The organism is Isoptericola dokdonensis DS-3 (genome assembly GCF_001636295.1).
Lineage (GTDB): Bacteria > Actinomycetota > Actinomycetes > Actinomycetales > Cellulomonadaceae > Isoptericola > Isoptericola dokdonensis.
In genome coordinates this window covers 1,504,211-1,526,518 of sequence record NZ_CP014209.1, presented here as the reverse complement: position 1 = coordinate 1,526,518, position 22,308 = coordinate 1,504,211, and the positions used below count along the sequence as shown (strand labels likewise).

Sequence of the window (22,308 nt, the reverse complement as noted above, 5' to 3'; positions counted from 1 at the left end):
TCCGGGATGCGTCAGACCGCCCGCACCGGCGTGACGCCGAGCTGCATCCCGGCGAGCCCGCGGCGCCGGCCCGCCACCAGGCGGGCCACGTCGCGCAGCACGCGGGCACCGGGCGCGTCGGGGGCGGTGAGCACCACCGGGGTGCCGCCGTCGCCACCCTCGCGGACGGCCACGTCCAGCGGCACCTGCCCGAGCAGGGGGACGTCCTGGCCGACCGCCTTCGCCAGCCGCTCCGCCACCGCCGCGCCACCGCCGGACCCGAACACCTCGAGCCGCGAGCCGTCCGGCTGCTCCAGCCACGACATGTTCTCGACCACGCCCACCAGCCCCTGCGACGTCTGCGTCACGATCGACCCGGCTCGCTCCGCCACCTCGGCGGCCGCGACCTGCGGCGTCGTCACCACGAGGATCTCGCTGCCGGGCAGGAGCTGCGCCACCGAGATCGCGATGTCGCCCGTGCCGGGCGGCAGGTCGAGCAGCAGCACGTCCAGGTCGCCCCACCACACGTCGGCGAGGAACTGCTCCAGCGCGCGGTGCAGCATCGGCCCGCGCCACACCACCGGCTGCCCCGCCGGCACGAACATGCCGATCGAGACCACCTTGACGCCGTGCGCGACCGGGGGCAGCAGCATCGAGTCCACGCGCGTCGGCTGCCGGTCCACGCCCAGCATGCGCGGGATCGAGAAGCCGTAGATGTCGGCGTCCACGACGCCCACGCTCAGGCCGTCGGCCGCCATCGCCACCGCGAGGTTCGCCGTCACCGACGACTTGCCCACCCCGCCCTTGCCGGACGCGACCGCGATCACCTTGGTCAACGAGCCCGGCTGGGCGAACGGGATCACCGGGTCGCCCGTGCCGCCCCGCAGCCGGGTGCGCAGGGCGGCGCGCTGCTCGGGGGTCATGACGCCCAGCTCCACCTCGGCGGTGGCCACGCCGTCCACCTCGACCGTGGCCGCCGTGACCTCGGAGACCAGCTGCGACTTCATCGGGCAGCCCGCCACGGTGAGATCGATCCCGACGACCACGTGCGCGCCCGCCGCCCCGTCGCGCACGGCGACGGACCGGACCATGTCCAGCTCCGTGACCGGCCGGCGGATCTCCGGGTCGACGACGGTCGCCAGCGCGGCGCGGACCTTGTCCTCCAGGGGGGTGGTGCTCATGACCCGATCGTAGGCGGAGCGCATGTGGCCACGGTGCGCACAGTAGGAAATACTGGGCGAATGAGCTTCAGCCGCCCGTCGCCCGTGCCCCGCGTCCCCACCCTGCCGCAGGGGGACGAGGTGGCGGCCTACGACTCCTACCTCGAGGCGCAGAAGGCCGTCGACTACCTGTCCGACGAGAAGTTCCCCGTGCAGCACGTCACCATCGTGGGCACCGACCTGCGGATGGTGGAGCGCGTCACGGGACGTCTCACGTACGGCCGGGTCGCCCTGGCGGGTGCGCTGTCCGGCGCCTGGTTCGGGTTCTTCGTCGGTCTGCTCCTCACGCTGTTCGCGGGCGGCGAGTCCAGCGTGCTGCTCGTCGCGATGGCGCTCGGTGCCGGGTTCGGCCTGATGTTCTCCGTGCTGTCCTACGCGTTCACCGGCGGTCGTCGGGACTTCACGTCGCAGTCGCAGATCGTCGCGTCCACCTACGCCCTGCTGTGCGCGACCGAGCACTCCGGCGAGGCGCGGCGGATGCTGACCGAGTCCCCCGGGGGCCTGGGCAAGCCCCGCCGTCCCGAGCGGGCGGTCGCCGCCCCGGGCCCCGCCGTCGGCCCCCCGACGGGCACGAGCGCCGGGACGACCCCGGCACCCTCCGCCCCGGACCCGCGCTGGACGCTGCCCGACGGCGCGCCGCGCTACGGCGCGATGCGTCCCGGCGGGGAGGCGCCGTCGACGCCGGACCAGCCGGACACGGGCAGCGGCTCCTCGACGACCTCGGTGGCCGGCGGCGAGGGCCCGTCCCACCCGCAGCCGCCGCAGACGGGCCCGCAGCCGCCCGCGCCGTCGAGCACCGAGCCGGCTCCCGGCGACTCCGACGACGACCCCTGGGCGCCCCCGCCCGCACGCTGAGCCCGCGGGCGCCGGGTTCGGTCCGTCGTCACCGATTCGGTCACCAGAGCGACCGAACCGGTGACGACCGACCGAACCGGCGCCACGGCTCCCGTCGTCCACCGTGCCCCTCGGGCGGACCTTCTCCACAGCCGGAGGACGACGCGCTGCGGGTCACCGTGACCGCCCCCGATGATCGGGCGATGCACAGCGAGCGAGAGATACTCCTGGCGCGCGACCTCCCCGGCGAGACCCTGAGCCGCGCCCGACGGGCCGGTGCCGTGCGCACGGTCCGCCGGGGCGCCTACCTCGCGGCGGAGCACGCGGAGCCCACCGTCGCCGACCGCGCCCGGGCGCTGGTGCTCCAGCTGGGCCCGGACGCCGTGCTCAGCCACGAGACGGCGGCGGTCCTCCTGGGCTGTCGCACCTGGCGGACGCCCCGGGTCACGCACGTCGTGCGGGGCTACCGACGATCCGGGCACGCCTCGCGAGACGTCGCCTGGCACTTCGGGTCGGTGCCGGCGGACCAGCGGACGTCGGTCGCCGGTCTCACGATCACCTCTCCCGAGCGGACCGTCCTGGACTGTGCGCTCGACCTGCACCCGTTGGCGGCGCTCGTGATCGCGGACTCCGCGCTGCGGCTGCCCGATCCTCTCGACCTCGAGGTGGCGCGCCGGATGCTCGCCGAGTCGCCGCGGCGCAACGGCCGGGTGCGAGCCCGGTGGGTGCTGGACCACGCGGATGCCGGGGCGGACTCCCCGTGGGAGACCTGGGCGCGGTACGTCTGCCTGCGTGCGGGGATGCCGAGACCCCGGACGCAGGCCCCCGTCGTCACCGCGGAGCGCACCTACCACTGCGACCTCGGCTGGCGCGAGCACGGTGTCTACCTCGAGTTCGACGGCCGCTCCAAGTACGCGACCTCCGGTCAGGAGGAGCTGTGGCGAGAGAAGCTGCGCTTCGACGCCATCCGGGCGACGGGGATCAACCCGGTGCGTGTGACGGCCACCGGCCCCGGCGGCGTCGCCCGGGTCGTGGCGAGGGTGTCCGCCCGCTTCCCGGACGTCGTCGCGGCAGGTTTCCGGGTGAACCGGAACCTCCCGCTGCCGGACTGACGGGGGACCGCACGAGTTCGGTCGGTCGTCACCGGTTCGGTCACTCGGGTGACCGAACCGGTGACGACCGACCGAAGCGACCCGCGGTCAGTCGCGCAGCCCGGCCATCCAGGCCTCGACGTCCTCCGGGCGCCGGGGCAGCGCGGCGGAGAGGTTCTCGTTGCCGTCGGCCGTCACGAGCACGTCGTCCTCGATGCGGACGCCGATGCCGCGGTACTCGGCGGGCACGGCCAGGTCGTCGGCCTTGAAGTACAGGCCGGGCTCGATGGTGAAGACCATGCCGGGCTCCAGCACGCCGTCGAGGTACATCTCGCGGCGGGCCTGCGCGCAGTCGTGCACGTCCAGGCCGAGGTGGTGGGACGTGCCGTGCACCATCCAGCGGCGGTGCTGCTGGCCCTCGGGGGACAGCGACTCCTCGGCGGAGACGGGCAGCAGGCCCCACTCCTCGAGGCGGGCGGCGATGACCTCCATCGCGGCGGCGTGGATGTCGCGGAACCGCGCGCCGGGCTTCGCGACGGCGAACGCGGCGTCCGCGGCGTCGAGCACGGCCGTGTAGATGCGGCGCTGGACGTCGGTGAACTCGCCGTCCACCGGCAGGGTGCGCGTGATGTCGGCCGTGTAGAGCTCGTCGACCTCGACACCCGCGTCGACGAGCACCAGCTCGCCGCGGCGCACCTGGCCGTCGTTGGTGATCCAGTGCAGCGTGGTGGCGTGCTCCCCGGCGGCCGCGATCGTCTCGTAGCCGACCGTGTTGCCCTCCAGGCGGGCGTGCCCGTCGAACGTCGTCTCGATGACGCGCTCGCCGCGGCGGTGCCCGACGGCGCGGGGGAGCGACCGCACGACGGCCTCGAAGCCCTCGGCGGTGCGCGCGACGGCCTCGCGCATGAGCTCGATCTCCAGCTCGTCCTTGACGAGACGCAGCTCGGACGTCGCCTCGGCGAGGTCCGCGTCGGACGCCTCCTCGGCGATCCCGGCCTCCTCGCGCAGGGCCTCCACGACGGCCGTGATCTCGTCGTCCGCCTCCGCGATCACGAGGATCCGCACGCCGTCGGCGCCGAGGTCCTTCGCGAGGGCGTCGCGCAGCTCGTCGACGTGGCGGGCCTCGACGCCCGTGGCGGTGGTGACGTCGTCCAGCGAGGGGCGCGCGCCCACCCAGAACTCGCCGTAGCGGGCGTCGGCGTAGAACTCCTCGGTGTCGCGCGGCGCCAGCGGTCGCACGTACAGCACGGCGTGGTGGTTCGAGCCGCCGTCGCCCGCGCCCTCCTCGGTGGGGTGCAGCACCAGCACCGCGTCGGGCTCCTGGTCCGTGCCGAAGCCGGTGAGGTGCGCGAACGCCGAGTGCGGGCGGAACCGGTAGTCCGTGTCGTTCGACCGCTGCTTCAACGCGCCGGCAGGGAGCACCAGGCGGGTGCCGGGGAAACGGGCGGAGAGGCGCTCGCGGCGGGCCGCGGTGAACGGCACCGCACGGTCCGGCGTCACGCCGAGGTCCGCGCGCGGACCCCACCCGGAGGTGATGAAGTCCTTGAAGGCCTGCGAGTCGGGACGCTGGGACCGGTTGCTCCCGCGGTCCTCGAGCTTCTGCTCGACGGGGGTCGTGTCGCTCATGACCCCAGTCTCGCACCCGCGCCGTGGGCCGCGCCCACGAGGGGGCCGGACCGGGTGAAGTCCGACAGCGCCCGGCCCAGGATGCGGTTGTAGACGGTCGGGGCCTCGAGCTGGACGTCGTGCCCCGTGCGCGGCACGACGACCAGCGCCCCGCGCTCGGCGGTGCGCAGGTAGCGCTGCTCCTGCCAGCGCAGGTGGCAGCGGGCGCCGTTGACGAACCACACGGGGACGCGGACGTCGGCCAGGTCGGCGAGCGAGGAACGTCCCGCCAGCGCACCGAGCGCGTCCGTGACCAGACCCCACCCGGGTCGTGCCGAGCCGTCGGGCGAGGTCCGCGGGGTCTGCCCCGCACGACCCGGGAGGCGGTCCCGCCAGGACGCCGCCGTCCGCGCCACGCGGTCGGCCGCACCCCGGTACAGCGCGACGGGCTTGCCGAACGGGTCGGTGCTGCACCCGGACGCCACGACGCCGGCCAGCGGGTGCGTGGTCGACGTCGCGCGCCGGGCGGCCCAGCCGAGGGTCGTGTAGCCGCCGAGCGACTGGCCGACCACGACGACGGGGTCGCCGGAGGGCAGGGACTCGACCGCGTCGTCGATGACGTCGTGCGCGGCGTCCAGCGTGAAGCGCTGACCGATGCGGCGGCCGTGACCGGGCAGGTCCACCGGGACCACGGTGTGCCCGGCCGCGGCGAGGTAGGCCTCCTGTGCCGCCCACGTGCGCGAGCTCTGCCGCATGCCGTGCACGAGCACGACCCCGTGCCGACGGGCCGGGGCCACGTCCGGGGGTGCGGTCAGGGAGGGCGCAAGGAGGAGAGCGGTCACGACTCACCATCCTGGCGGGCCGGGCGTGGCGGCGGGCGCGCGGCCCGGGCAGGGCGCGTGGAGACCGTGTGGGGGAGCGGCCGTCGCGTCTCTACACTTGGCGCGTGATCGACCTCCACACCCACTCGCGCGCCTCCGACGGCACCGACACGCCTCGGCAGGTGCTGGCCGCGGCCGCTGCGGCCGGGGTGCGCGTCGTCGCGCTCACCGACCACGACTCCACCGCGGGCTGGGCCGAGGCGGCCGACGCCGTGGCCGCGACCGGGGTGGCACTGGTGCGCGGCATCGAGATCTCGACGCGGACCGACACCCCCGACGGCGGCCTCAGCGTCCACCTGCTCGCCTACCTGCCGGACCCCGACCACCCCGGCCTGGTGGCGGAGCTGGACCGCACCCGCCTCGACCGGGTGTCCCGCGCCCGCCGCATGGTGGGGCTGCTCGCGCAGGAGCACCCGATCACCTGGCAGGACGTCCTCGCGCAGACCGCCGACGGCGCGACCGTCGGGCGCCCGCACCTCGCCGACGCCCTGGTCGCGGCGGGCGTGGTCGCCGACCGTGACGAGGCGTTCGCGACGATCCTGCACCCCGGCGCCCGGTTCTACGTCCCGCACCACGCGCCCGACACGGCCGACGCCGTGCGGACCGTCCTCGCGGCGGGCGGGGTGCCCGTCATGGCCCACCCGCGTGCCGGGCGCCGGGGGCGGGTCGTCACGGACGACGCGATCGCCGCGCTCGCCGACGCCGGTCTGGCGGGTCTGGAGGTCGACCACCGGGACCACGACCCGGACGAGCGGACCGCCCTGCGCGGCCTCGCCGCCGACCTCGGGCTGCTGGTCACCGGCTCCAGCGACTATCACGGCACGGGCAAGCTCAACCGGATCGGGGAGAACGCCACCGACCCGGCCGTCCTGGAGGAGCTGGCCGGGCGTGGCCGCCTGGAGGTGCTGCACCCGTGAGCGCGGTGATCGACCTGACCCTGTTCACGCAGGCGTTCGTGACGCTGTTCGTCATCATGGACCCGCCGGGCACCATCCCCGTGTTCCTCGCGCTGACGTCCACGATGAGCGGCAAGCAACGCCGGCGCGCGGCCCTGCAGGCCGTCGGCGTGGCGTTCGGCGTCATCGTGTCGTTCGCGCTGTTCGGTCAGCAGCTGCTGTCGTACATGGGGATCTCGCTGCCCGCCCTGCAGGGTGCCGGTGGCCTGCTGCTGCTGATCGTCGCGATGCAGCTCCTCACCGGGCACTTCGAGAACGGTGAGGCGACCGCCGCCACCGCGGGCGCCAACGTGGCGCTCGTCCCGCTCGGCACTCCGCTGCTCGCCGGTCCCGGGGCGATCGTCGCGACGATGGTGTTCGTCCAGCAGGCGCACACCGTCGACGACTGGGTCCCTGCCGCCGTCGCCATCGCCGTCGCCATCGTCCTGGTCCACGTGTGCCTCTACCTGGCCATGCGGTTCGCCGACGTCCTGCACCGCGTGCTGCGCGACTCCGGCGTCACCCTCATCACGCGCATCGCGGGCATCCTGCTCGCGGCGATCGCCGTCCAGCAGATCGCCGACGCCGTCCTCGCGTTCGCCGAGACGGCCTGACCCGGCCGGCACGGGTCACAGGTCGACCGTCACCAGCCGCACCGGCACCGGCTGGTCGGGCTCCAGGTGCTCGGCCGTGCGCACCTGCTTCTTCATGGGCAGGACGTACGCCTTGTGCTCGTCCGACGGGAACACCGACGTCCGCCACGTCGTCGACCCCACCGTCACCTCCACCCGGATCGAGCCGAAGCCGCGCGGCGGCAGCGGCAGCTCCGCCAGGAGGTCGGACTCGTCCGGGGGCACGGTGACGAACCACCACGCGTCGTCCTGCCGGGCCGTCCACCGCCAGAGCGGTGCGGTGAAGGTGAGCTGCACGGACCTGACGGTACGACGGGCCGGTGACACGCGTGGACCCGTGCGGTCGGTGCGGTGCGGACCTGGTCCCGGAGACACGTCGTCCCGCCCCTGTCCGTGACAGGAGCGGGACGACGACGAGCGGCTGCGGCCGCGACGGGCGAGGTCAGTCGGCGGCGGGTGCCGCAGCGGCACCCTGACCGCCCTGCCCGGCGGGACGACCGCCGCCGCTGCGGGTGCGGCGACGACGGCGACGACGCTGGCCCTCGCCCGAGCCCTCGCCGGCGGGCTCGGAGACCGGGGCGTCGGTCGGACGCTCGGCGCCCGACCGCTCCTGGCCGCCGGACCGGCCGCCCTGGCCCCCGTGGCCGCCGCGCTGGCCGCCGTCGCGACCGCCCGACCGGGAGCCGCCGTCACGACCGCCGGAGCGGGAGCCGCCGCGCGACGGAGCGGCGGTGCGCTTGCCCGTCTCGCCGAGGTCCTCGAGCACCTCGGCGTCCAGACCGCCGAGCTCCTGCTTGCTCCGGGGCAGGCGGCCCTTGGTGCCCTCGGGGATGCCGAGCTCGGTGTACAGGTGCGGGGACGACGAGTACGTCTCGACCGGCTCCGGGAACCCGAGGTTCAGGGTGCGGTCGATGAGCTGCCAGCGCGGCACGTCGTCCCAGTCGACGAAGGTCACCGCGGTGCCCTTGTTGCCGGCGCGGCCGGTGCGGCCGATCCGGTGCAGGTAGGTGCGCTCGTCCTCGGGGCACTGGTAGTTGACGACGTGCGTGACGTCGTCGACGTCGATGCCACGGGCCGCGACGTCGGTCGCGACGAGCACGTCGATGTGGCCGTGGCGCAGCGCCCGCAGCGCCTGCTCGCGGGCACCCTGACCGAGGTCGCCGTGCAGGGCGCCGGCGGCGAAGCCGCGCTCGCGCAGGTCGTCCGACACCTTGGCGGCGGTGCGCTTGGTGCGCGTGAAGACGATGGTGCGGCCGCGGCCGTCGGACTGCAGGATGCGGGCCAGGACCTCGATCTTGTCGAGCGCGTGCGCACGGTAGACGACCTGGCGCGTGTTCTTCACGGTCGCGCCGTCGTCGTCCGGCTCGGCGGCACGGATGTGCGTCGGCTGCTTCATGTAGCGGCGGGCCATGGACACGACGGCGCCCGGCATCGTCGCGGAGAACAGCATGGTGTGCCGCACGGCAGGGGTGCGGGCCAGGATCTTCTCGACGTCGGGCAGGAACCCGAGGTCCAGCATCTCGTCGGCCTCGTCCAGCACGACGGTCGCGGCGCGGGTCAGGTTGAGGTGTCCCTGGTTGAGCAGGTCCACCATGCGGCCCGGCGTGCCGACGACGACCTCGACGCCACGGTTCAGCGCCTCGATCTGGGGCTCGTACGCGCGGCCGCCGTAGATCTGCACGATGCGCACGCCGCGGTGCCGGGACGCGGTCTGCAGGTCGTTGGCGACCTGGACCGCGAGCTCGCGGGTCGGGGCGACCACGAGGGCCTGCGGCTTGCCCGGCGCGGGGAGCAGGTCGAACTCCGGCTCGCCCGGCGCGGCGACCCGGTGCAGCAGCGGGACGCCGAACCCGAGGGTCTTGCCGGTGCCCGTCTTGGCCTGGCCGATGATGTCGTGCCCCTGGAGCGCGACCGGCAGGGTCATCGCCTGGATGGGGAAGGGGTGGGTGATGCCCGCGTCGCGCAGGGCGGCGACGATCTCGTCGCGGACGCCGAAGTCGGCGAAGCTGACGTCCTGGGCCTGGATGGCCGCGGCGGACGAGTAGTCGAGCGTCTCGGGGGTCGCCGGGGCCGTGGTGGCGTCGTCGGCGGTGGTGTTCGTGGTGGTCACTGGTTGCCTTCGCAGGTCGTCGGCGCGGGGACCACAGGGCCAGGCCGCGGGTCGTCGCAGCGCCGAGATGGTCGGCAGCCGATCGCGTATTTCACGTCGCGCGGTGCGCGCGGGGGGTCAGCATCGAGACGACCGGGCAACCGAGGTACGCCTCACATGGTATCCGACGCGGGCCCGGACCGGGGGAGGCGTGCGTCACGGTGGCGCCTATCCTGAGGACGTGAGCAGTGCATCCCCGGGCGCCGCCGGCGTCGACCCCTCCGTCCCCGCCGGCGTCGTCGAGCTCGTGGGGCTGGCCGCCTACACCGAGCTCGCCGAGTTCGGCCTGCTGGCCGCCCGGTCGGTGGACGCCCCGACGCTGGCGGCACGGCAGGCGCTCGCCGACGGCGCGGCACGGGCGCTGACCCGCCAGCACGCACTGCTCGCGCTGGTCACGGACGGCAGCGCCGACGCGGCCGCGGTGGTGGTGGCCCCGTTCGACGGGGCGTTCGTCGACTTCGACATGCGCACCCGCACCGACGTGTGGGCGGAGGGTCTGCTCAAGGGCGTCGTCGGCCACGGCGTGGCGCAGGACTTCTGCCGCACCCTCGCCGTGGGGGTGCAGGGGCATGTCGGGACGTCCCTGCGCACCGTGCTGGAGCGACCCGCGCCGGGCCGGGAGGCCGAGGCGGCGGCCGGCGCGGACGCCGAGGCCGTGCGTCTGCTGGACGAGGTCGCCGCGGCGGACGAGGTGCTCGCGTCGCGCCTGGCGCTGTGGGGGCGGCGGGTCGTCGGGGAGGCGCTGAGCCTCGTCACGACGTTCGTCGACGCCCGCCCGCACCTGACCGCGCTCGCCGGGGACTCCGCCCGCACCCTCGGGGTGGACGCCGACCCGCGCGCCTGGCTCGTCAGTCGTCTGACGGCGGAGCACACGCGTCGGATGGACCGGCTCCGGCTGGCGGCCTGAGTCTCCTCGGGCCGCCGACCGGACGGCGGGTCAGAGCGAGCCGAACCCGACGGGTCGCTGCTCGCCGCTGCCGATCTGCACGTACCCGAGGGTGGCCGCCGGGACGATGACGAGGCGGCCCTTGTCGTCGGTGATCTCCAGAGGGGTGCCGTCCTCCAGGGCCTTGCGGACCGCCTTCGCAGCGACCTCGGGCTTGAGGTCGGTCTCGACCACCAGCTCGCGGGCGAGGTTCTGCACACCGATCGTGATCTCCACGTTGACTCCTTCGCGATCGACGCCGCGACCCGCGACGCCGGGTGGTTCCTGGCCGCCACGATCCTATGCACGCCGACCGGGCCGAGGCGTCGTCGTCCGCGCAGGGTGAACGCACGCGGGCCGTGTCGGTGGCCCGTGGTCGAATCTCCTCGTGACCGCCGCCGTCCGTCTCGAGCCGCCGGCCCCCGCGCGCAGCGCCGGGGCCGCCGTCGTGCTGGACCCGCAGCAGCACGCCGCGGTGGTGGCGGCGTCCTCGGAGCCCGCGACGCTCGTCGTGGGTGCACCGGGGACCGGCAAGACGACGGTGGTCCGCGAGGTCGCGGTGCAAGCGGTCGAGGCGGGGACCGACCCCGCCCGCGTGCTCGTGCTCGCCGCGTCCCGACGTGCCGCCGCCCGGCTGCGCGACGAGGTGACGGCGGCGACGGGCCGCACGATCGGTGCGCCCATGGTCCGCACGGCCGCGTCGGCCGCCTTCGCGGTGCTGCGCTCCCGGGCGGACGCCCTCGGCGAGCCGTCGCCCACGCTGGTGTCCGGGCCGGAGCAGGACCTGGTGCTGGGCGAGCTGCTCGCCGGGCACCTCGACGGCGAGGGCGTCGACCTCCCCCTGCCCCCGGACCTGCCGGCCGAGGCGCTGGGGCTGCGCGGCCTGCGCCAGGAGCTGCGCGACCTGCTCATGCGCGCCGCCGAACGAGGGCTCGAACCGGCGGACCTCGCCGAGCTCGGCCGCCGCCACGAACGACCCGAGTGGGAGCTCGGGGCGCGGCTCTACGAGGAGTACCGGTTCGTGTCGGCGCTGCGGCAGGGGACCCCGGACGCGGGGGAGCGGTTCGACCCCGCGGTCGTCGTCGACGAGGCCGCGCACGCGCTGGCGACGTGGACGGAGGTCGTGCCGGAGGTGCCCGCGCCGACGTGGGACCTCGTCGTCGTGGACGACTACCAGGAGGCCACCGTCGCGACCGCGCGTCTGCTGGGCGTGCTGCGCGCCGGCGGCGCGCGGCTGGTGCTCGTCGCGGACCCGGACGTCGCCGTGCAGGGGTTCCGCGGCGCCGCGCCAGCGCTCGTCGGGCGGGCCGGGGCGCGCGGGGACGAGGTCGGCGCCTTCGACGCGCGTCCCGTCGTCCTCGGGACCTCCTGGCGCCAGCCGGAGCGCCTGCGCGCGGTCAACCGCGCCGTCACCTCGCGGGTGCCCACCGTCGGTGGTCCGCTGCACCGCGGTGCGGACGCCCGGCCCGGAGGGCCGGACGCCACGGAGCCGTCCGGCGCCGACGCCGGCCCGGGCGGCGGGGACGGGAAGGCCGGCACCGGCCGGACCGTGGCCGGGACCCCGCGCGTCGACGTCGCCGTCCTGGCGGGTGCCGCGCAGGAGGCCGCCTACGTCGCGCGCGAGCTCCGGGCCGAGCACCTGCTGCACGGCACGCCGTGGGAGCGCATGGCCGTGATCGCGCGCAGCGGTGACCGGCTCGCCGCGCTGCGCCGCGACCTCGTGGCGGCGTCCGTGCCCGTCGCGCTGCTCGGCTCGGACGTCCCGCTGCGCGACGAGCCCGCGGTCGTCCCGCTGCTGACGGCGGTGCGGATCTGCGCGGGTCCCGGCTCGCTCGACCGCCTGCTGGCCGACCTGCGTCCGACCGACGACGACGCCCCGGCCGGCGACGGCGACCTGGACGGGCTCGACCCGGGGGCGGCCGCCCTGCTGCTCACCTCCCCGGTCGGCGGCCTCGACGCGGTCTCCCTGCGGCGGCTGCGCCGCGCCCTGCGGGCCGAGGAGCTCGCCGGCGGCGGCGGCAGGTCGTCCGACGCGCTGCTCGTCGAGGTCCTGGGCGACCCCGACCGGGCCACGACCCTGCCCGCGGCCGTGCGTCGCGGCCCGACCGCCGTGGCCCGCGTGCTCGCCGCCGGGCGGGCGGCGGCCGCGGCCGACGGGGCGACCGCCCAGACCGTGCTGTGGGCCGTGTGGGCGGCCACCGGCCTCGCCGACCGTTGGCGCGACCTCGCCCTCGCGGGCGGTCCGGCCGGGGTGCGCGCCGACCGCGACCTCGACGCCGTGCTGGCGCTCTTCCGGGCCGCCGAGACCTACGTCGAGCGCATGCCCGGTGCCCCCGTGGCCTCGTTCGTCGACTACCTCGCCTCCCAGGACCTCCCCGCCGACTCCCTCGCGGCGTCCGCGACGGGGGCGCGGGCCGTGGAGGCCCTCACGCCGGCGGGCGCCGCCGGGCGCGAGTGGGACGTCGTCGTGGTCGCGGGCGTCCAGGACGGCGTGTGGCCGGACCTGCGCCTGCGGGACTCCCTGCTCGGCTCCCAGGCGCTCGTCGAGCTCCTCGCCGGTCGCAGCCAGGACGCCCACGGGGTCGGCAAGGAGGCGCGCGCCCAGGTTCTCGCCGACGAGCTGCGCTCCTTCGCCGTCGCGACGTCCCGCGCTCGTCGCCGGCTGCTCGTCACCGCCGTCGAGGACGCCGAGGAGTCGCCGTCGGTGTTCTGCGACGTCGTGTCCCCGCGCGGCGACGACGGTGAGGGCCCCGACCCGCGCCGGGTGCGCGTCGGCCCGCCGCTCGACCTGCGGGGCGTCGTCGCGGCGGCCCGGGCGGAGCTGGTCCGCGAGGCGGCGGCGGACCTGGTCCCGGGTGCGGCACGCACCGGCCCGGCCGGGCCGGACGGCGGCGCCGCGGACACCGCGGCCGCGCTGCTGGCCCGGCTCGCCGGGGCCGGCGTCGCCGAGGCCGACCCGCGCACCTGGTACGGCGTCGCGGCGACGTCGAGCGGTGCCCCGCTGTGGGGCCCCGACGACGTCGTCACGGTGTCGCCGTCCAAGGTCGACACCGTGACCACCTGCGCGGTGCGCTGGGCGTTCGAGTCGGCGGGCGGCACGGCGCCGGACGCCACCCACCAGAGCCTCGGCACCCTCGTGCACAGCATCGCGGAGGAACATCCCGCCGGGTCGCTCACGGCGCTGCGGGCCGAGCTCGACCGGCGCTGGCCCGAGCTCGCGCTCGCGGACGGCTGGCCCGCCCGCCAGCTGCGCCGCCGGGCCGAGGCGATGATCGAGCGGCTGGCCGCCTACACCGCCGAGGCGGGGGAGCCCGTGCTCGTCGAGCCGGCCTTCGAGGTGCCCGTGGGCCGGGCCCTGCTGCGCGGCAAGATCGACCGGGTCGAGCGGGACGGCGACGACGCCGTCACGGTCGCCGACCTCAAGACGGGACGGTCGGCGACGTCGAAGGACAAGGCGGCGGAGAACCCGCAGCTCGGCGCCTACCAGCTCGCCGTGACCGAGGGTGCGCTCGACCTGCCCGCGGGGACACGCAGCGCAGGTGCGCGGCTCGTCTACGTCGGGACGGACACCCGGGGGCCGGCGCTGCGTGCCCAGGCCGCCCTGGAGCCGGAGCCGGACGGGTCGAGCTGGGCGCGGGCGCTGGTCACGCAGGCCGCCGACACGATGGCGGCGTCGGCGTTCACGGCCCAGCAGAACGACCTGTGCGGGATGTGCCCGGTGCGGCGCAGCTGCCCCGTGCAGCCCGAGGGAAGGACGGTCGTCCCGTGACGAGCCACCCCACCGGCGACCAGCTCCCCGAGGACGACGGGCACGCCACCCTCGGCGACGAGACCTGGTGGGCGGCGCTCGACGCCGACCACCGTGACACCGACCTCGGCTTCCCCGAGCTGGAGAGCCCGGTCGATGTGTCGCGCCCCCGGTACTCGGCGCGGGACATCGCGGAGAAGCTCGGCCGCCCCGCGCCGACGGACGAGCAGGTGGCCGTCATCGAGGCCCCGCTGGAGCCTGTGCTCGTCGTGGCGGGCGCCGGGTCCGGCAAGACGGAGACGATGGCGGCGCGCGTCGTGTGGCTCATCGCGAACGGGCTCGTCGAGCCCGAGGAGGTGCTCGGCCTGACCTTCACGCGCAAGGCCGCCGGCGAGCTCTCCACCCGCGTCCAGTCGCGGCTCGCCCAGCTGGCCCGCGCGGAGGGTCGCACCACGGCCGACCTCGACCTGCTCGCCCGCCCCACCGTGGCGACCTACAACGCGTACGCGGCGTCCCTCGTGGCGGACCACGGCCTGCGGCTCGGGGTCGAGCCGGGCTCACGGCTCCTGGGGGAGGCCAACCAGTGGCAGCTCGCGGCCGAGGTCGTCGAGTCGTGGGACGGCGACCTCGGCACCGACAAGGCGGTGAGCACCGTCGTGGGGGCGGTGCTGTCGCTGTCCGGAGCACTGGGGGAGCACCTGCGCGGCGTCGACGAGGCCCGTGACGTCCTCGACGGGATCGTCGAGCGGCTGGACTCCCTGCCGCTGGGGCCCCGGCAGCGGGCGCGCACCCAGGACGTGGAGAAGCTGATCCGGTCGGTCGCCGAACGTGCCCGGCTCCTGGACCTGGTCGCCGAGTACCGGCGCCGCAAGCGGGTCGCGGACTCCCTCGACTTCGGCGACCAGGTCGCCTTCGCCGCCGAGCTGGCGCGCACCGTGCCCGCGGTCGGCGCCGCCGAGCGCACGCGCTTCCGGGCCGTGCTGCTCGACGAGTACCAGGACACGTCGTTCGCGCAGGTCGAGCTGCTGGCCGGCCTGTTCGGCGGGGGGCACGCCGTGACCGCCGTCGGCGACCCGCACCAGTCGATCTACGGCTGGCGCGGCGCGTCGGCCGCGGGGCTGTCGCGGTTCCCGGACCGGTTCCGGCACGCCGACGGCGGTGCGGCCCCGGTGCGCTTCCTCAGCACGTCGTGGCGCAACGACGCCGCCGTCCTCGCCGCCGCCAACGTCGCCTCGGGGCCGCTGCGGGACGCCGGGACGGCCGTGCCGGTGCCGCCGCTGCACCTGCGGGACGGCGCCGGCCAGGGCGTCGTGCGGGCGCACGTCGCCGCCACCCTCGAGGAGGAGGCCGAGGTCGTCGCCGAGCTCGTCGCCGCCCGCTGGCGGCGCGGCACCCGGCCCGACGGCGCCGACCGGGTGACCGCCGCCGTGCTGTGCCGGGCGCGGTCGCAGTTCGCCGTGCTCGAGACGGCCCTGCGTCGCCGCGGGCTGCCCGTCGAGGTCGTCGGGCTCGGCGGCCTGCTCACCACGCCCGAGGTGGTCGACGTCGTCGCGCTGCTGGAGGCCGTGCACGACCCGTCGCGAGGGGACTCCCTGCTGCGGCTGCTCACGGGCCCGCGGGTCAACCTCGGTGCCGCCGACCTGCACGCCCTGGGCTCCTCGGCGGCGGACCTGGCCCGTCGCGACGACCCGCGGCGCCGCCACGCCGCCGCGGGTGCGCCCGACGACGCACCCGGCGACGTGCCGGACGGCGACGAGGTGACGGTCGTCGAGGGTGACGTCGTCGACCACCGGTCTCTCGTGGACGCCCTCGACGACCTGCCCGAGCCGGGTCGCGCCGCCCGCGACGGCCGCGTCCTCACCCCGGAAGGACGCACCCGCCTCGCGGCCCTCGCCCGGCTGCTGCGGGACCTGCGCTCCCTCACCTACCTGTCGTTGCCGGAGCTCGTCGTGGCGGCGGAGCGCGCGCTCGGCCTGGACGTCGAGGTGGCGACGGCCGAGCTGCTGGCGGACGGCCTCGCGGGTGCCGGGCCGTACGCCGCCGACGGCGTGAGCCGCCGCGGCCGCGAGCACCTCGACGCGTTCCGCGACGTGGCGGCCTCCTTCGCCCAGTCGGCGGACGTCGCCACCCTCGGCGCGTTCCTCGCCTGGCTCGGCGTCGCCGACGACCAGGAGCGCGGCCTCGACATGCCGGTCCGCGAGCCCGACCCGGACGCCGTGCAGATCATCACGGCGCACGCCGCGAAGGGGCTCGAGTGGGACGTCGTCGCCGTCCCCGGGCTGGTCGACGGCGTGTTCCCGACCGTCGCCGAGAGCTCCCGGGGGCGCACCTCGCCGGGCTGGTTGTCCGGTCTGGGCGAGCTGCCCTACCCTCTGCGCGGCGACGCCGAGGACCTCCCGGGCCTGGACCTCGCGTCCGTGGCGGACACGAAGGAGCTGATGGCCCGGCGCGACGAGTTCGTCCTCGACTGCGGGGCGCACCAGCTCGCCGAGGAGCGGCGTCTCGCCTACGTCGCGTTCACCCGCGCCCGCCGTGAGCTGTTCTGCACGGCGCACTGGTGGGGCACGGCCGCCAAGCCGCGAGCCCTGTCACCGTTCCTGCAGGAGCTCGCCGAGGCGGGCCTGGTGTCGACGGAGGGCTGGGAACCGGCCCCCGACGGCACCGACAACCCGCGCGACGGCGAGGTGCCCACGGGCGTGTGGCCCGCGCCCGAGGCCGGCGGGACCGCCCCGGAACCGGCGGTGCCGGGGAGCGCGCCGACGGCGCCGGGCGACGTGCCGACGGCGCGCGACCTGCTGCGCCGCACCGCCGCGCGCGTCCGTGCGGCCGCGGACGCCGAGCCCGCCGACGGCGGTCTCGTCGACGAGACCGGGCACGACCTCGTCGGTCTCGCCCGCCTCCTCCTGGCCGAGCGGGCCGACCGCGTCGAGCCGAGCGTCGAGATGCCCGCCCACGTGTCCGCCTCCGGGCTGGTGCGCCTCGCCCGGGACCGCGACGAGTTCGCGCGCCAGCTCCGCCGGCCCGTGCCCGTCGAGCCGACGGTCCACGCCCGGCGCGGGACGCTCTTCCACGCCTGGGTCGAGCAGTACTTCGGCGCCGCGTCCCTGCTCGACGTCGAGGACATGCCCGGCGCCGAGGACGCCGGCGACCACTCGGGCGACCTCGCCCTCGACGAGCTCAAGGAGCTCTTCCTGGGCACCCCGTGGGCGGCGCTCACCCCCGTCGCCGTCGAGCAGGACGTCGAGACCCCGGTCGGCGGGGTCATGGTCCGCTCCCGCATCGACGCGGTGTTCCCCGACCCCGACGCCCCGGAACCCGCTCCCGGGGAGGCCCCGGCCGTCGTCGTCGTGGACTGGAAGACGGGCCGCGCACCCCGCGACCCCGTCGACCGGGCCCAGCGGGAGGTGCAGCTCGCCGCCTACCGGCTCGCGTGGTCGCGGTGGAAGGGCATTCCCGTGGAGAAGGTCAGCGCGGCGTTCGTCCACGTGGCCGACGGCACCACGGTGCGTCCGACGGAGCTCCTCGACGAAGCCGGTCTCGAAGCGCTGGTCCGTGGCGCCTGAGGCCGCCGGCCACCTGCACCGGTGCGCGCCGCTGCGCCGCGGGCGCACCGTGCCGCCGACGCCTCAGGCGGGGGTGTCCTCCCGGGTCGCCTCGTCCAGGTCCGCGAGCATCGACTCGGCGTCCGCGACGACGTCCGACAGCCCGCGCCGCACGCCGTGCAGCAGCCAGCGGGCCAGTGCCAGCTCACCGACGAGCAGCGCGCGGTCGACCAGTCGCGGGTCGGTGAGCTCGGTGCGGCGCAGCTGGTAGGCCTCCATGATCGCGTCGACGCACTCGGGGGGTGCGGCCGCGAGGAGCCAGGCGAGGTCGTCGGCGGGGTCGGCGACGCGGGCGTCGGACCAGCCGCTGATGCTGGTGACCCGGTTGCCGGTGACGAGCACCTGGTCGGGCGCGAGGTCGCCGTGCACGACGACGGGCTGGAACCGCCACAGGCTGACGTCCTCCAGTGCGTGCTCCCAGCGGCGCAGCAGGTCGGCGGGGACGCGCCGGGTCGCGGCGGCCTCGTCGAGCTCGACGAGACGACGCTCGCGGTACTCGGCGGCGGTGTAGGACGGCAGCCCGCACGCCTCGACGACGGCGGCGGGCAGCTCGTGGACGGCGGCAAGGGTGCGGCCGAGGTCGGCGGCGAGGCCGGGTCCGGGACGCAGCCCGCCGATGTCGAGCGGCACGCCGGTGAGGCGCTGGTGGACGACGGCGCGCCCGCCCTCGGGCAGCAGCGCGGACCCGGCGATCTGCGGCACCGCGAACGGCAGCACCCCGGCCTGGACGTAGAGGTGCAGCGACTCCAGGAGCTCGATCTCGGCCTCGAGCGCGGCCCCGGCGAGCGCGGTGGTGGGGGCGCGCACCATCCACTCCTCGGCGTCGACGGTCGTGACGACGGCGACGTCGTAGTCGCCGGGGACGTCCTCCGCGTGCACGGTGCGCGCGTCGAGGCCGGGGACGGCGGCCGTCGACAGGGCGGCGAGGGCGAGCGGGCTGCGGGGCACGTGCTCACCGTAGTGCGGTCGGGGGCGGCGCGGGTCGCTGCGGTGCGGGCGTGTCCGGGCGCCGCGTGCCCGGGCGGGCCCCGGCGCGGGTACGGTCGCTGGCGTGGACGTCCTGGACCTGCCCTTCATCCGCACGCGGCACGACCGCGCGGCGCACCGCCGCACGGAGCCCGACGTGATCGACCGCGCGCTCGCCGATCCCACGACCCGCACGCTGGTGCTGCACCGCGGCCGGCTCGCCGTCGTCGGGGCCGGGACGCCCCGGGCGGCGCTGCTGCCGCCGTCCGGCCTGCCGGAGGGCCTGCGGCTCTTCCTCGGGGAGCAGGACGGCGCCGCCCGGCTCGCCCTGGTCCTGCCCGGGGACGACGACCCGGGGGTGCCGACGGGCGCGGACGGCTGGGCGGGGCTGCGCGACACCGCCCGGGAGCAGGTGGCGGCGCTCGCCGCGGACGACGACGTGGCGGTGCTGGCCCACGGGCTCGCGGTGGAGGCGGTCGCGCTGGCCGGCTGGCACGGCACCCACGAACACTGCGGGCGGTGCGGGTCCCCGACGACGGTCGTGCAGGCGGGATGGGCGCGCCGCTGCCCGGTGGACGGCAGGGAGTCCTACCCGCGCACCGATCCGGCGGTGATCATGGCGGTGGTCGACGACGACGACCGCCTGCTGCTCGGGCACGCGGCGGCCTGGGCGCCGGGCCGGTTCTCCACGTTGGCGGGGTTCGTGGAGGCGGGCGAGGCGCTGGAGGACGCGGTGCGCCGGGAGGTCGCCGAGGAGGCGGGCGTGACGATCGGCGCCGGGCCGGGCGACGTCGTCTACCGGGGCTCGCAGCCGTGGCCGTTCCCGGCCTCGCTGATGCTGGGGTTCCGGGCGCGCGCGGTGTCGACGGAGGTCCGGACGGACGACGACGAGGTGAGCGAGGCGCGCTGGTTCACCCGGGCCGGGCTGCTGGCCGCCGTCGAGAGCGGCGAGGTGGGCCTGCCGGGCCGGGCGTCGATCGCCCGGGCCCTGATCGAGGAGTGGTACGGCGCGGAGCTGCCCGGGTCCTGGTGAGCACCGGTCCCACCGTGGCCGCGGTCAGGACGCGAGCGCGGCCTTGACGTCGGCGAGCGTCGGGTTGGTGGCGGCGCTGCCGTCGGGGTAGACGACCGTGGGGACGGTGCGGTTGCCGCCGTTGACCTGCTCGACGTACGCGGCGGTCTCCGGCTCGTCCTCGATGTCGATCACCGTGTAACGGATCCCCTCGGAGTCGAGCTGCGTGCGCAGCCGGCGGCAGTAGCCGCACCACGTGGTCGAGTACATGGTGAGCGTGCCGGGCTCGGGGAGCGTCGGGGTGGCGGTCATCGGGGGGTCTCCTGTGGACGGCGGTGGCGGTGTCGGTCTCGGCTGCGACAATCGCAGACGATGTCCCTCACGACCAACTCCCCGGGTGCCCCTCTTCATCCCGACGCGATCCTCGACGCGCTCGACCCCGAGCAGCGGGAGGTCGCCCTCGCCCTGACCGGTCCGGTCTGTGTCCTGGCCGGTGCCGGGACGGGCAAGACCCGCGCCATCACGCACCGCATCGCGTACGGCGTGCGGACGGGGGCGTACGCGCCGACGTCGGTGCTCGCGGTGACGTTCACGGCGCGCGCCGCGGGGGAGATGCGGACCCGGCTGCGCGACCTGGGGGTCGCCGGGGTGCAGGCCCGCACGTTCCACGCGGCGGCGCTGCGCCAGCTCGGCTACTTCTGGCCGCGGGTCGTGGGCGGCGCGCCGCCGCAGATCCTCGAGCACAAGGCCGCGGCGGTGGCGGAGGCCGCGCGGCGGCTCGGGGTGTCGGTCGACCGGGTCGCGGTGCGGGACCTCGCGAGCGAGGTGGAGTGGGCGAAGTCCTCGCTGATCAGCGCGGAGGACTACGAGAAGGCGGCGGCGTCCGAGGACCGTCCGCCGCCGTCGGGCCACGACCACCAGACGGTCTCCCGGCTGATCGCCGCCTACGAGGACGTGAAGACGGAGCGCGGCGTCATCGACTTCGAGGACGTGCTGCTCATGCTGGCCGACATGCTGGGCTCGCACCCGCACGTCGCGGACCAGGTGCGGTCCCAGTACCGGCACTTCCTCGTGGACGAGTTCCAGGACGTGTCGCCCCTGCAGGAGTACCTGCTGGGCCTGTGGCTGGGGGACCGCAAGGAGCTGTGCGTCGTGGGGGACCCGTCGCAGACGATCTACTCGTTCACGGGCGCGACGCAGCACTTCCTGCTCGACTTCCCGCGCCGGCACCCGGGGGCGCAGGTGATCCGCCTGGTGCGGGACTACCGCTCGACCCCGCAGGTGGTGCACCTGGCCAACGACGTGCTGCGCCGCGGGCGGGTCACGAACGCGCTCGAGCTGGTCGCGCAGCGGCCGTCCGGGCCGCCGGTGGCGTTCACGACGTACGACGACGACGAGGCGGAGGCCGCGGGGATCGCGGCGCGGGCCGCCCGGCTGGTCGCCGACGGCGTGCGTCCGAGCGAGATCGCGGTGCTGTACCGCACGAACTCCCAGTCGGCGGCGTTCGAGTCGGCGCTGTCCGACGCCGGGGTGAGCTATCAGGTGCGCGGCGGGGAGCGCTTCTTCTCGCGCAAGGACGTGCGGGACGCGGTGGTGCTGCTGCGCGGGGCGGCGCGGTCCGCCGACCCGGACCAGCCGATGCCCGAGCAGGTCCGCGACGTCCTGCTGTCGGCGGGCTGGGCGGAGAAGCCGCCGGCGGCCCGGGGCGCGACGCGGGAGCGGTGGGAGGCGATGCAGGCGCTGGTCGGCCTGGCCGACGACCTCGCCGCGGCGGCGCCGGACGACGCGCCCGCGACCCTGGAGGCGCTGGTCGCCGAGCTCACCGAACGGGCGGCCGCGCAGCACGCCCCGACGGTCGAGGGCGTGACGCTCGCCTCGCTGCACGCCGCGAAGGGGCTGGAGTGGGATGCGGTGTTCCTCGCGGGCATGAGCGAGGGCCTCATGCCGATCTCCCTGGCGGAGACGGACGAGGGCGTGGACGAGGAGCGTCGGCTGCTGTACGTCGGCGTCACCCGCGCCCGCGACCACCTGGAGCTGTCGTTCGCGCGGTCGCGCAACCCCGGCGGACGGGCGACCCGCAAGCGCACCCGGTTCCTCGACGGGCTGTGGCCCGACGACCGCCGCGGCGGGACGGGACGGGCGCAGCGCGGGCAGGCGCGAGCGCGGCTCGGGGAGGCCGACGCAGCCCTCTTCGACGCGTTGCGGGAATGGCGGTCGTCGGTGGCGCGTGAGACGGACAAGCCGGCGTACACGGTGCTCGGCGACGCCACGTTGGCGGCGATCGCCGAGCTGCGCCCGGGTTCGACCGCCCAGCTCGCGCGGATCAACGGCATCGGCCCGGCGAAGATCGACCGCTACGGACAGACGCTGCTGAGCCTCGTCGAGACGGCCGGACGGGGCGCCTGAGGGGCACGACGCGGCGGCGGAACGGGCTCGCGGAGCGTGGTGCGAGCCGGGTCGAGAAGGACGTCGAGAAGGACGTCGAGAAGAACGTCGAGAAAAAGTTCCAAAAAAGATGTGGCGCCACGGACGCCGAGGTCTATGCTCGTGCTGACCGAGTTCGTGGCGGTCCGCGCCGAGAGGTGCGGGCCCGAGACAGTGAGGAGGTGGGTGAAGAGATGGAGATCATGAAGCCGTTCATCGGCGCGATCGGCGGATACACGGGGGAGAACTCTGCCCTGCGTGGCTTCGAGCCGATCGTGCGCGTCCGTACGCGCCACGTCGCAGGC

General features: G+C 75.9%; 17 protein-coding genes. 9 read left to right on the top strand and 8 right to left on the bottom strand.

The features are described from left to right. Positions 1 to 11: 11 nt before the first annotated feature. Entirely contained in the window at positions 12 to 1,160 is a 1,149-nt protein-coding gene (locus I598_RS07180; protein WP_068205097.1) for an Mrp/NBP35 family ATP-binding protein, read from the bottom strand. Between the two features lie 60 nt (positions 1,161 to 1,220). On the opposite strand from I598_RS07180, the gene I598_RS07175 reads away from it, so the two are divergent. Together I598_RS07175 and I598_RS07170 are read left to right on the top strand one after the other, a co-directional pair. Further along, positions 1,221 to 2,054: a YflT domain-containing protein gene (locus I598_RS07175; RefSeq protein WP_068202380.1), complete on the top strand. Its 834-nt coding sequence runs from the start codon at positions 1,221 to 1,223 to the stop codon at positions 2,052 to 2,054. Between the two features lie 182 nt (positions 2,055 to 2,236). Continuing rightward, entirely contained in the window at positions 2,237 to 3,145 is a 909-nt protein-coding gene (locus I598_RS07170; protein WP_068202379.1) for a type IV toxin-antitoxin system AbiEi family antitoxin domain-containing protein, read from the top strand. 87 nt (positions 3,146 to 3,232) lie between these two features. On the opposite strand, the gene I598_RS07165 is transcribed toward I598_RS07170, so the two are convergent. Continuing rightward, the gene (locus I598_RS07165) at positions 3,233 to 4,750 is read right to left on the bottom strand and encodes an aminopeptidase P family protein (RefSeq protein ID WP_068202378.1); all 1,518 of its coding nucleotides are present in this window, start codon (positions 4,748 to 4,750) and stop codon (positions 3,233 to 3,235) included. Continuing rightward, complete coding sequence (locus tag I598_RS07160; protein WP_232314291.1) at positions 4,747 to 5,571, bottom strand: alpha/beta fold hydrolase; 825 nt, start codon at positions 5,569 to 5,571, stop codon at positions 4,747 to 4,749. The genes I598_RS07165 and I598_RS07160 overlap by 4 nt, the downstream gene beginning before the upstream one ends. Positions 5,572 to 5,675: 104 nt before the next feature. Here I598_RS07160 and I598_RS07155 point away from each other — a divergent pair, with 104 nt between their 5' ends. After that, entirely contained in the window at positions 5,676 to 6,527 is an 852-nt protein-coding gene (locus I598_RS07155) for a PHP domain-containing protein (protein ID WP_068202377.1), read from the top strand. Further along, positions 6,524 to 7,159: a MarC family protein gene (locus I598_RS07150; RefSeq protein WP_068202376.1), complete on the top strand. Its 636-nt coding sequence runs from the start codon at positions 6,524 to 6,526 to the stop codon at positions 7,157 to 7,159. Before I598_RS07155 ends, I598_RS07150 begins: the two co-directional genes overlap by 4 nt. A gap of 15 nt (positions 7,160 to 7,174) precedes the next feature. Here the strand turns inward: I598_RS07150 and I598_RS07145 are convergent, their stop codons facing one another. After that, positions 7,175 to 7,474 carry a DUF1905 domain-containing protein gene (locus I598_RS07145; RefSeq protein WP_068202375.1) on the bottom strand — a complete coding sequence of 100 codons (300 nt, stop codon included), beginning with the start codon at positions 7,472 to 7,474 and terminating at the stop codon, positions 7,175 to 7,177. Between the two features lie 145 nt (positions 7,475 to 7,619). Continuing rightward, positions 7,620 to 9,287: a DEAD/DEAH box helicase gene (locus tag I598_RS07140; RefSeq protein WP_068202374.1), complete on the bottom strand. Its 1,668-nt coding sequence runs from the start codon at positions 9,285 to 9,287 to the stop codon at positions 7,620 to 7,622. Positions 9,288 to 9,507: 220 nt separating this feature from the next. Between I598_RS07140 and I598_RS07135 the strand changes: the two genes are divergently transcribed. Next, on the top strand, positions 9,508 to 10,233 hold the full coding sequence (locus tag I598_RS07135) for a ferritin-like fold-containing protein (RefSeq protein ID WP_068202373.1): 726 nt from the start codon (positions 9,508 to 9,510) through the stop codon (positions 10,231 to 10,233). 30 nt (positions 10,234 to 10,263) lie between these two features. Here I598_RS07135 and I598_RS07130 read toward each other — a convergent pair whose 3' ends face one another. Further along, positions 10,264 to 10,488, bottom strand: coding sequence for a DUF3107 domain-containing protein (locus tag I598_RS07130; protein WP_068202372.1), 225 nt, complete (start codon positions 10,486 to 10,488; stop codon positions 10,264 to 10,266). A 151-nt stretch (positions 10,489 to 10,639) separates the two neighbouring features. Here I598_RS07130 and I598_RS07125 point away from each other — a divergent pair, with 151 nt between their 5' ends. Together I598_RS07125 and I598_RS07120 are read left to right on the top strand one after the other, a co-directional pair. Next, a complete protein-coding gene (locus I598_RS07125; RefSeq protein WP_068202371.1) occupies positions 10,640 to 14,020 on the top strand; it encodes a UrvD/REP family ATP-dependent DNA helicase in 3,381 nt (1,126 codons plus the stop codon). Continuing rightward, entirely contained in the window at positions 14,017 to 17,562 is a 3,546-nt protein-coding gene (locus I598_RS07120; RefSeq protein WP_083973565.1) for an ATP-dependent DNA helicase, read from the top strand. The genes I598_RS07125 and I598_RS07120 overlap by 4 nt, the downstream gene beginning before the upstream one ends. 63 nt (positions 17,563 to 17,625) lie before the next feature. On the opposite strand, the gene I598_RS07115 is transcribed toward I598_RS07120, so the two are convergent. After that, positions 17,626 to 18,549 carry a phosphotransferase gene (locus I598_RS07115; protein ID WP_068202370.1) on the bottom strand — a complete coding sequence of 308 codons (924 nt, stop codon included), beginning with the start codon at positions 18,547 to 18,549 and terminating at the stop codon, positions 17,626 to 17,628. 103 nt (positions 18,550 to 18,652) lie between these two features. Between I598_RS07115 and nudC the strand changes: the two genes are divergently transcribed. Then, positions 18,653 to 19,600, top strand: a complete 948-nt coding sequence (gene nudC / locus I598_RS07110; protein WP_068202369.1) for an NAD(+) diphosphatase — start codon at positions 18,653 to 18,655, stop codon at positions 19,598 to 19,600. A 24-nt stretch (positions 19,601 to 19,624) separates the two neighbouring features. On the opposite strand, the gene I598_RS07105 is transcribed toward nudC, so the two are convergent. Next, positions 19,625 to 19,891 carry a mycoredoxin gene (locus I598_RS07105; RefSeq protein ID WP_068202368.1) on the bottom strand — a complete coding sequence of 89 codons (267 nt, stop codon included), beginning with the start codon at positions 19,889 to 19,891 and terminating at the stop codon, positions 19,625 to 19,627. Between the two features lie 60 nt (positions 19,892 to 19,951). On the opposite strand from I598_RS07105, the gene I598_RS07100 reads away from it, so the two are divergent. Beyond that, positions 19,952 to 21,985, top strand: a complete 2,034-nt coding sequence (locus I598_RS07100) for an ATP-dependent helicase (protein ID WP_068202367.1) — start codon at positions 19,952 to 19,954, stop codon at positions 21,983 to 21,985. Positions 21,986 to 22,308 lie beyond the last annotated feature (323 nt).

Excerpts from the sequence above, each read along its gene's own strand:
- I598_RS07165 (WP_068202378.1), bottom strand. The coding sequence starts at position 4,750 with ATGAGCGACACGACCCCCGTCGAGCAGAAGCTCGAGGACCGCGGGAGC.
- I598_RS07100 (WP_068202367.1), top strand. The coding sequence starts at position 19,952 with ATGTCCCTCACGACCAACTCCCCGGGTGCCCCTCTTCATCCCGACGCG.
- I598_RS07180 (WP_068205097.1), bottom strand. The coding sequence starts at position 1,160 with ATGAGCACCACCCCCCTGGAGGACAAGGTCCGCGCCGCGCTGGCGACC.
- I598_RS07170 (WP_068202379.1), top strand. The coding sequence starts at position 2,237 with ATGCACAGCGAGCGAGAGATACTCCTGGCGCGCGACCTCCCCGGCGAG.
- I598_RS07175 (WP_068202380.1), top strand. The coding sequence starts at position 1,221 with ATGAGCTTCAGCCGCCCGTCGCCCGTGCCCCGCGTCCCCACCCTGCCG.
- I598_RS07105 (WP_068202368.1), bottom strand. The coding sequence starts at position 19,891 with ATGACCGCCACCCCGACGCTCCCCGAGCCCGGCACGCTCACCATGTAC.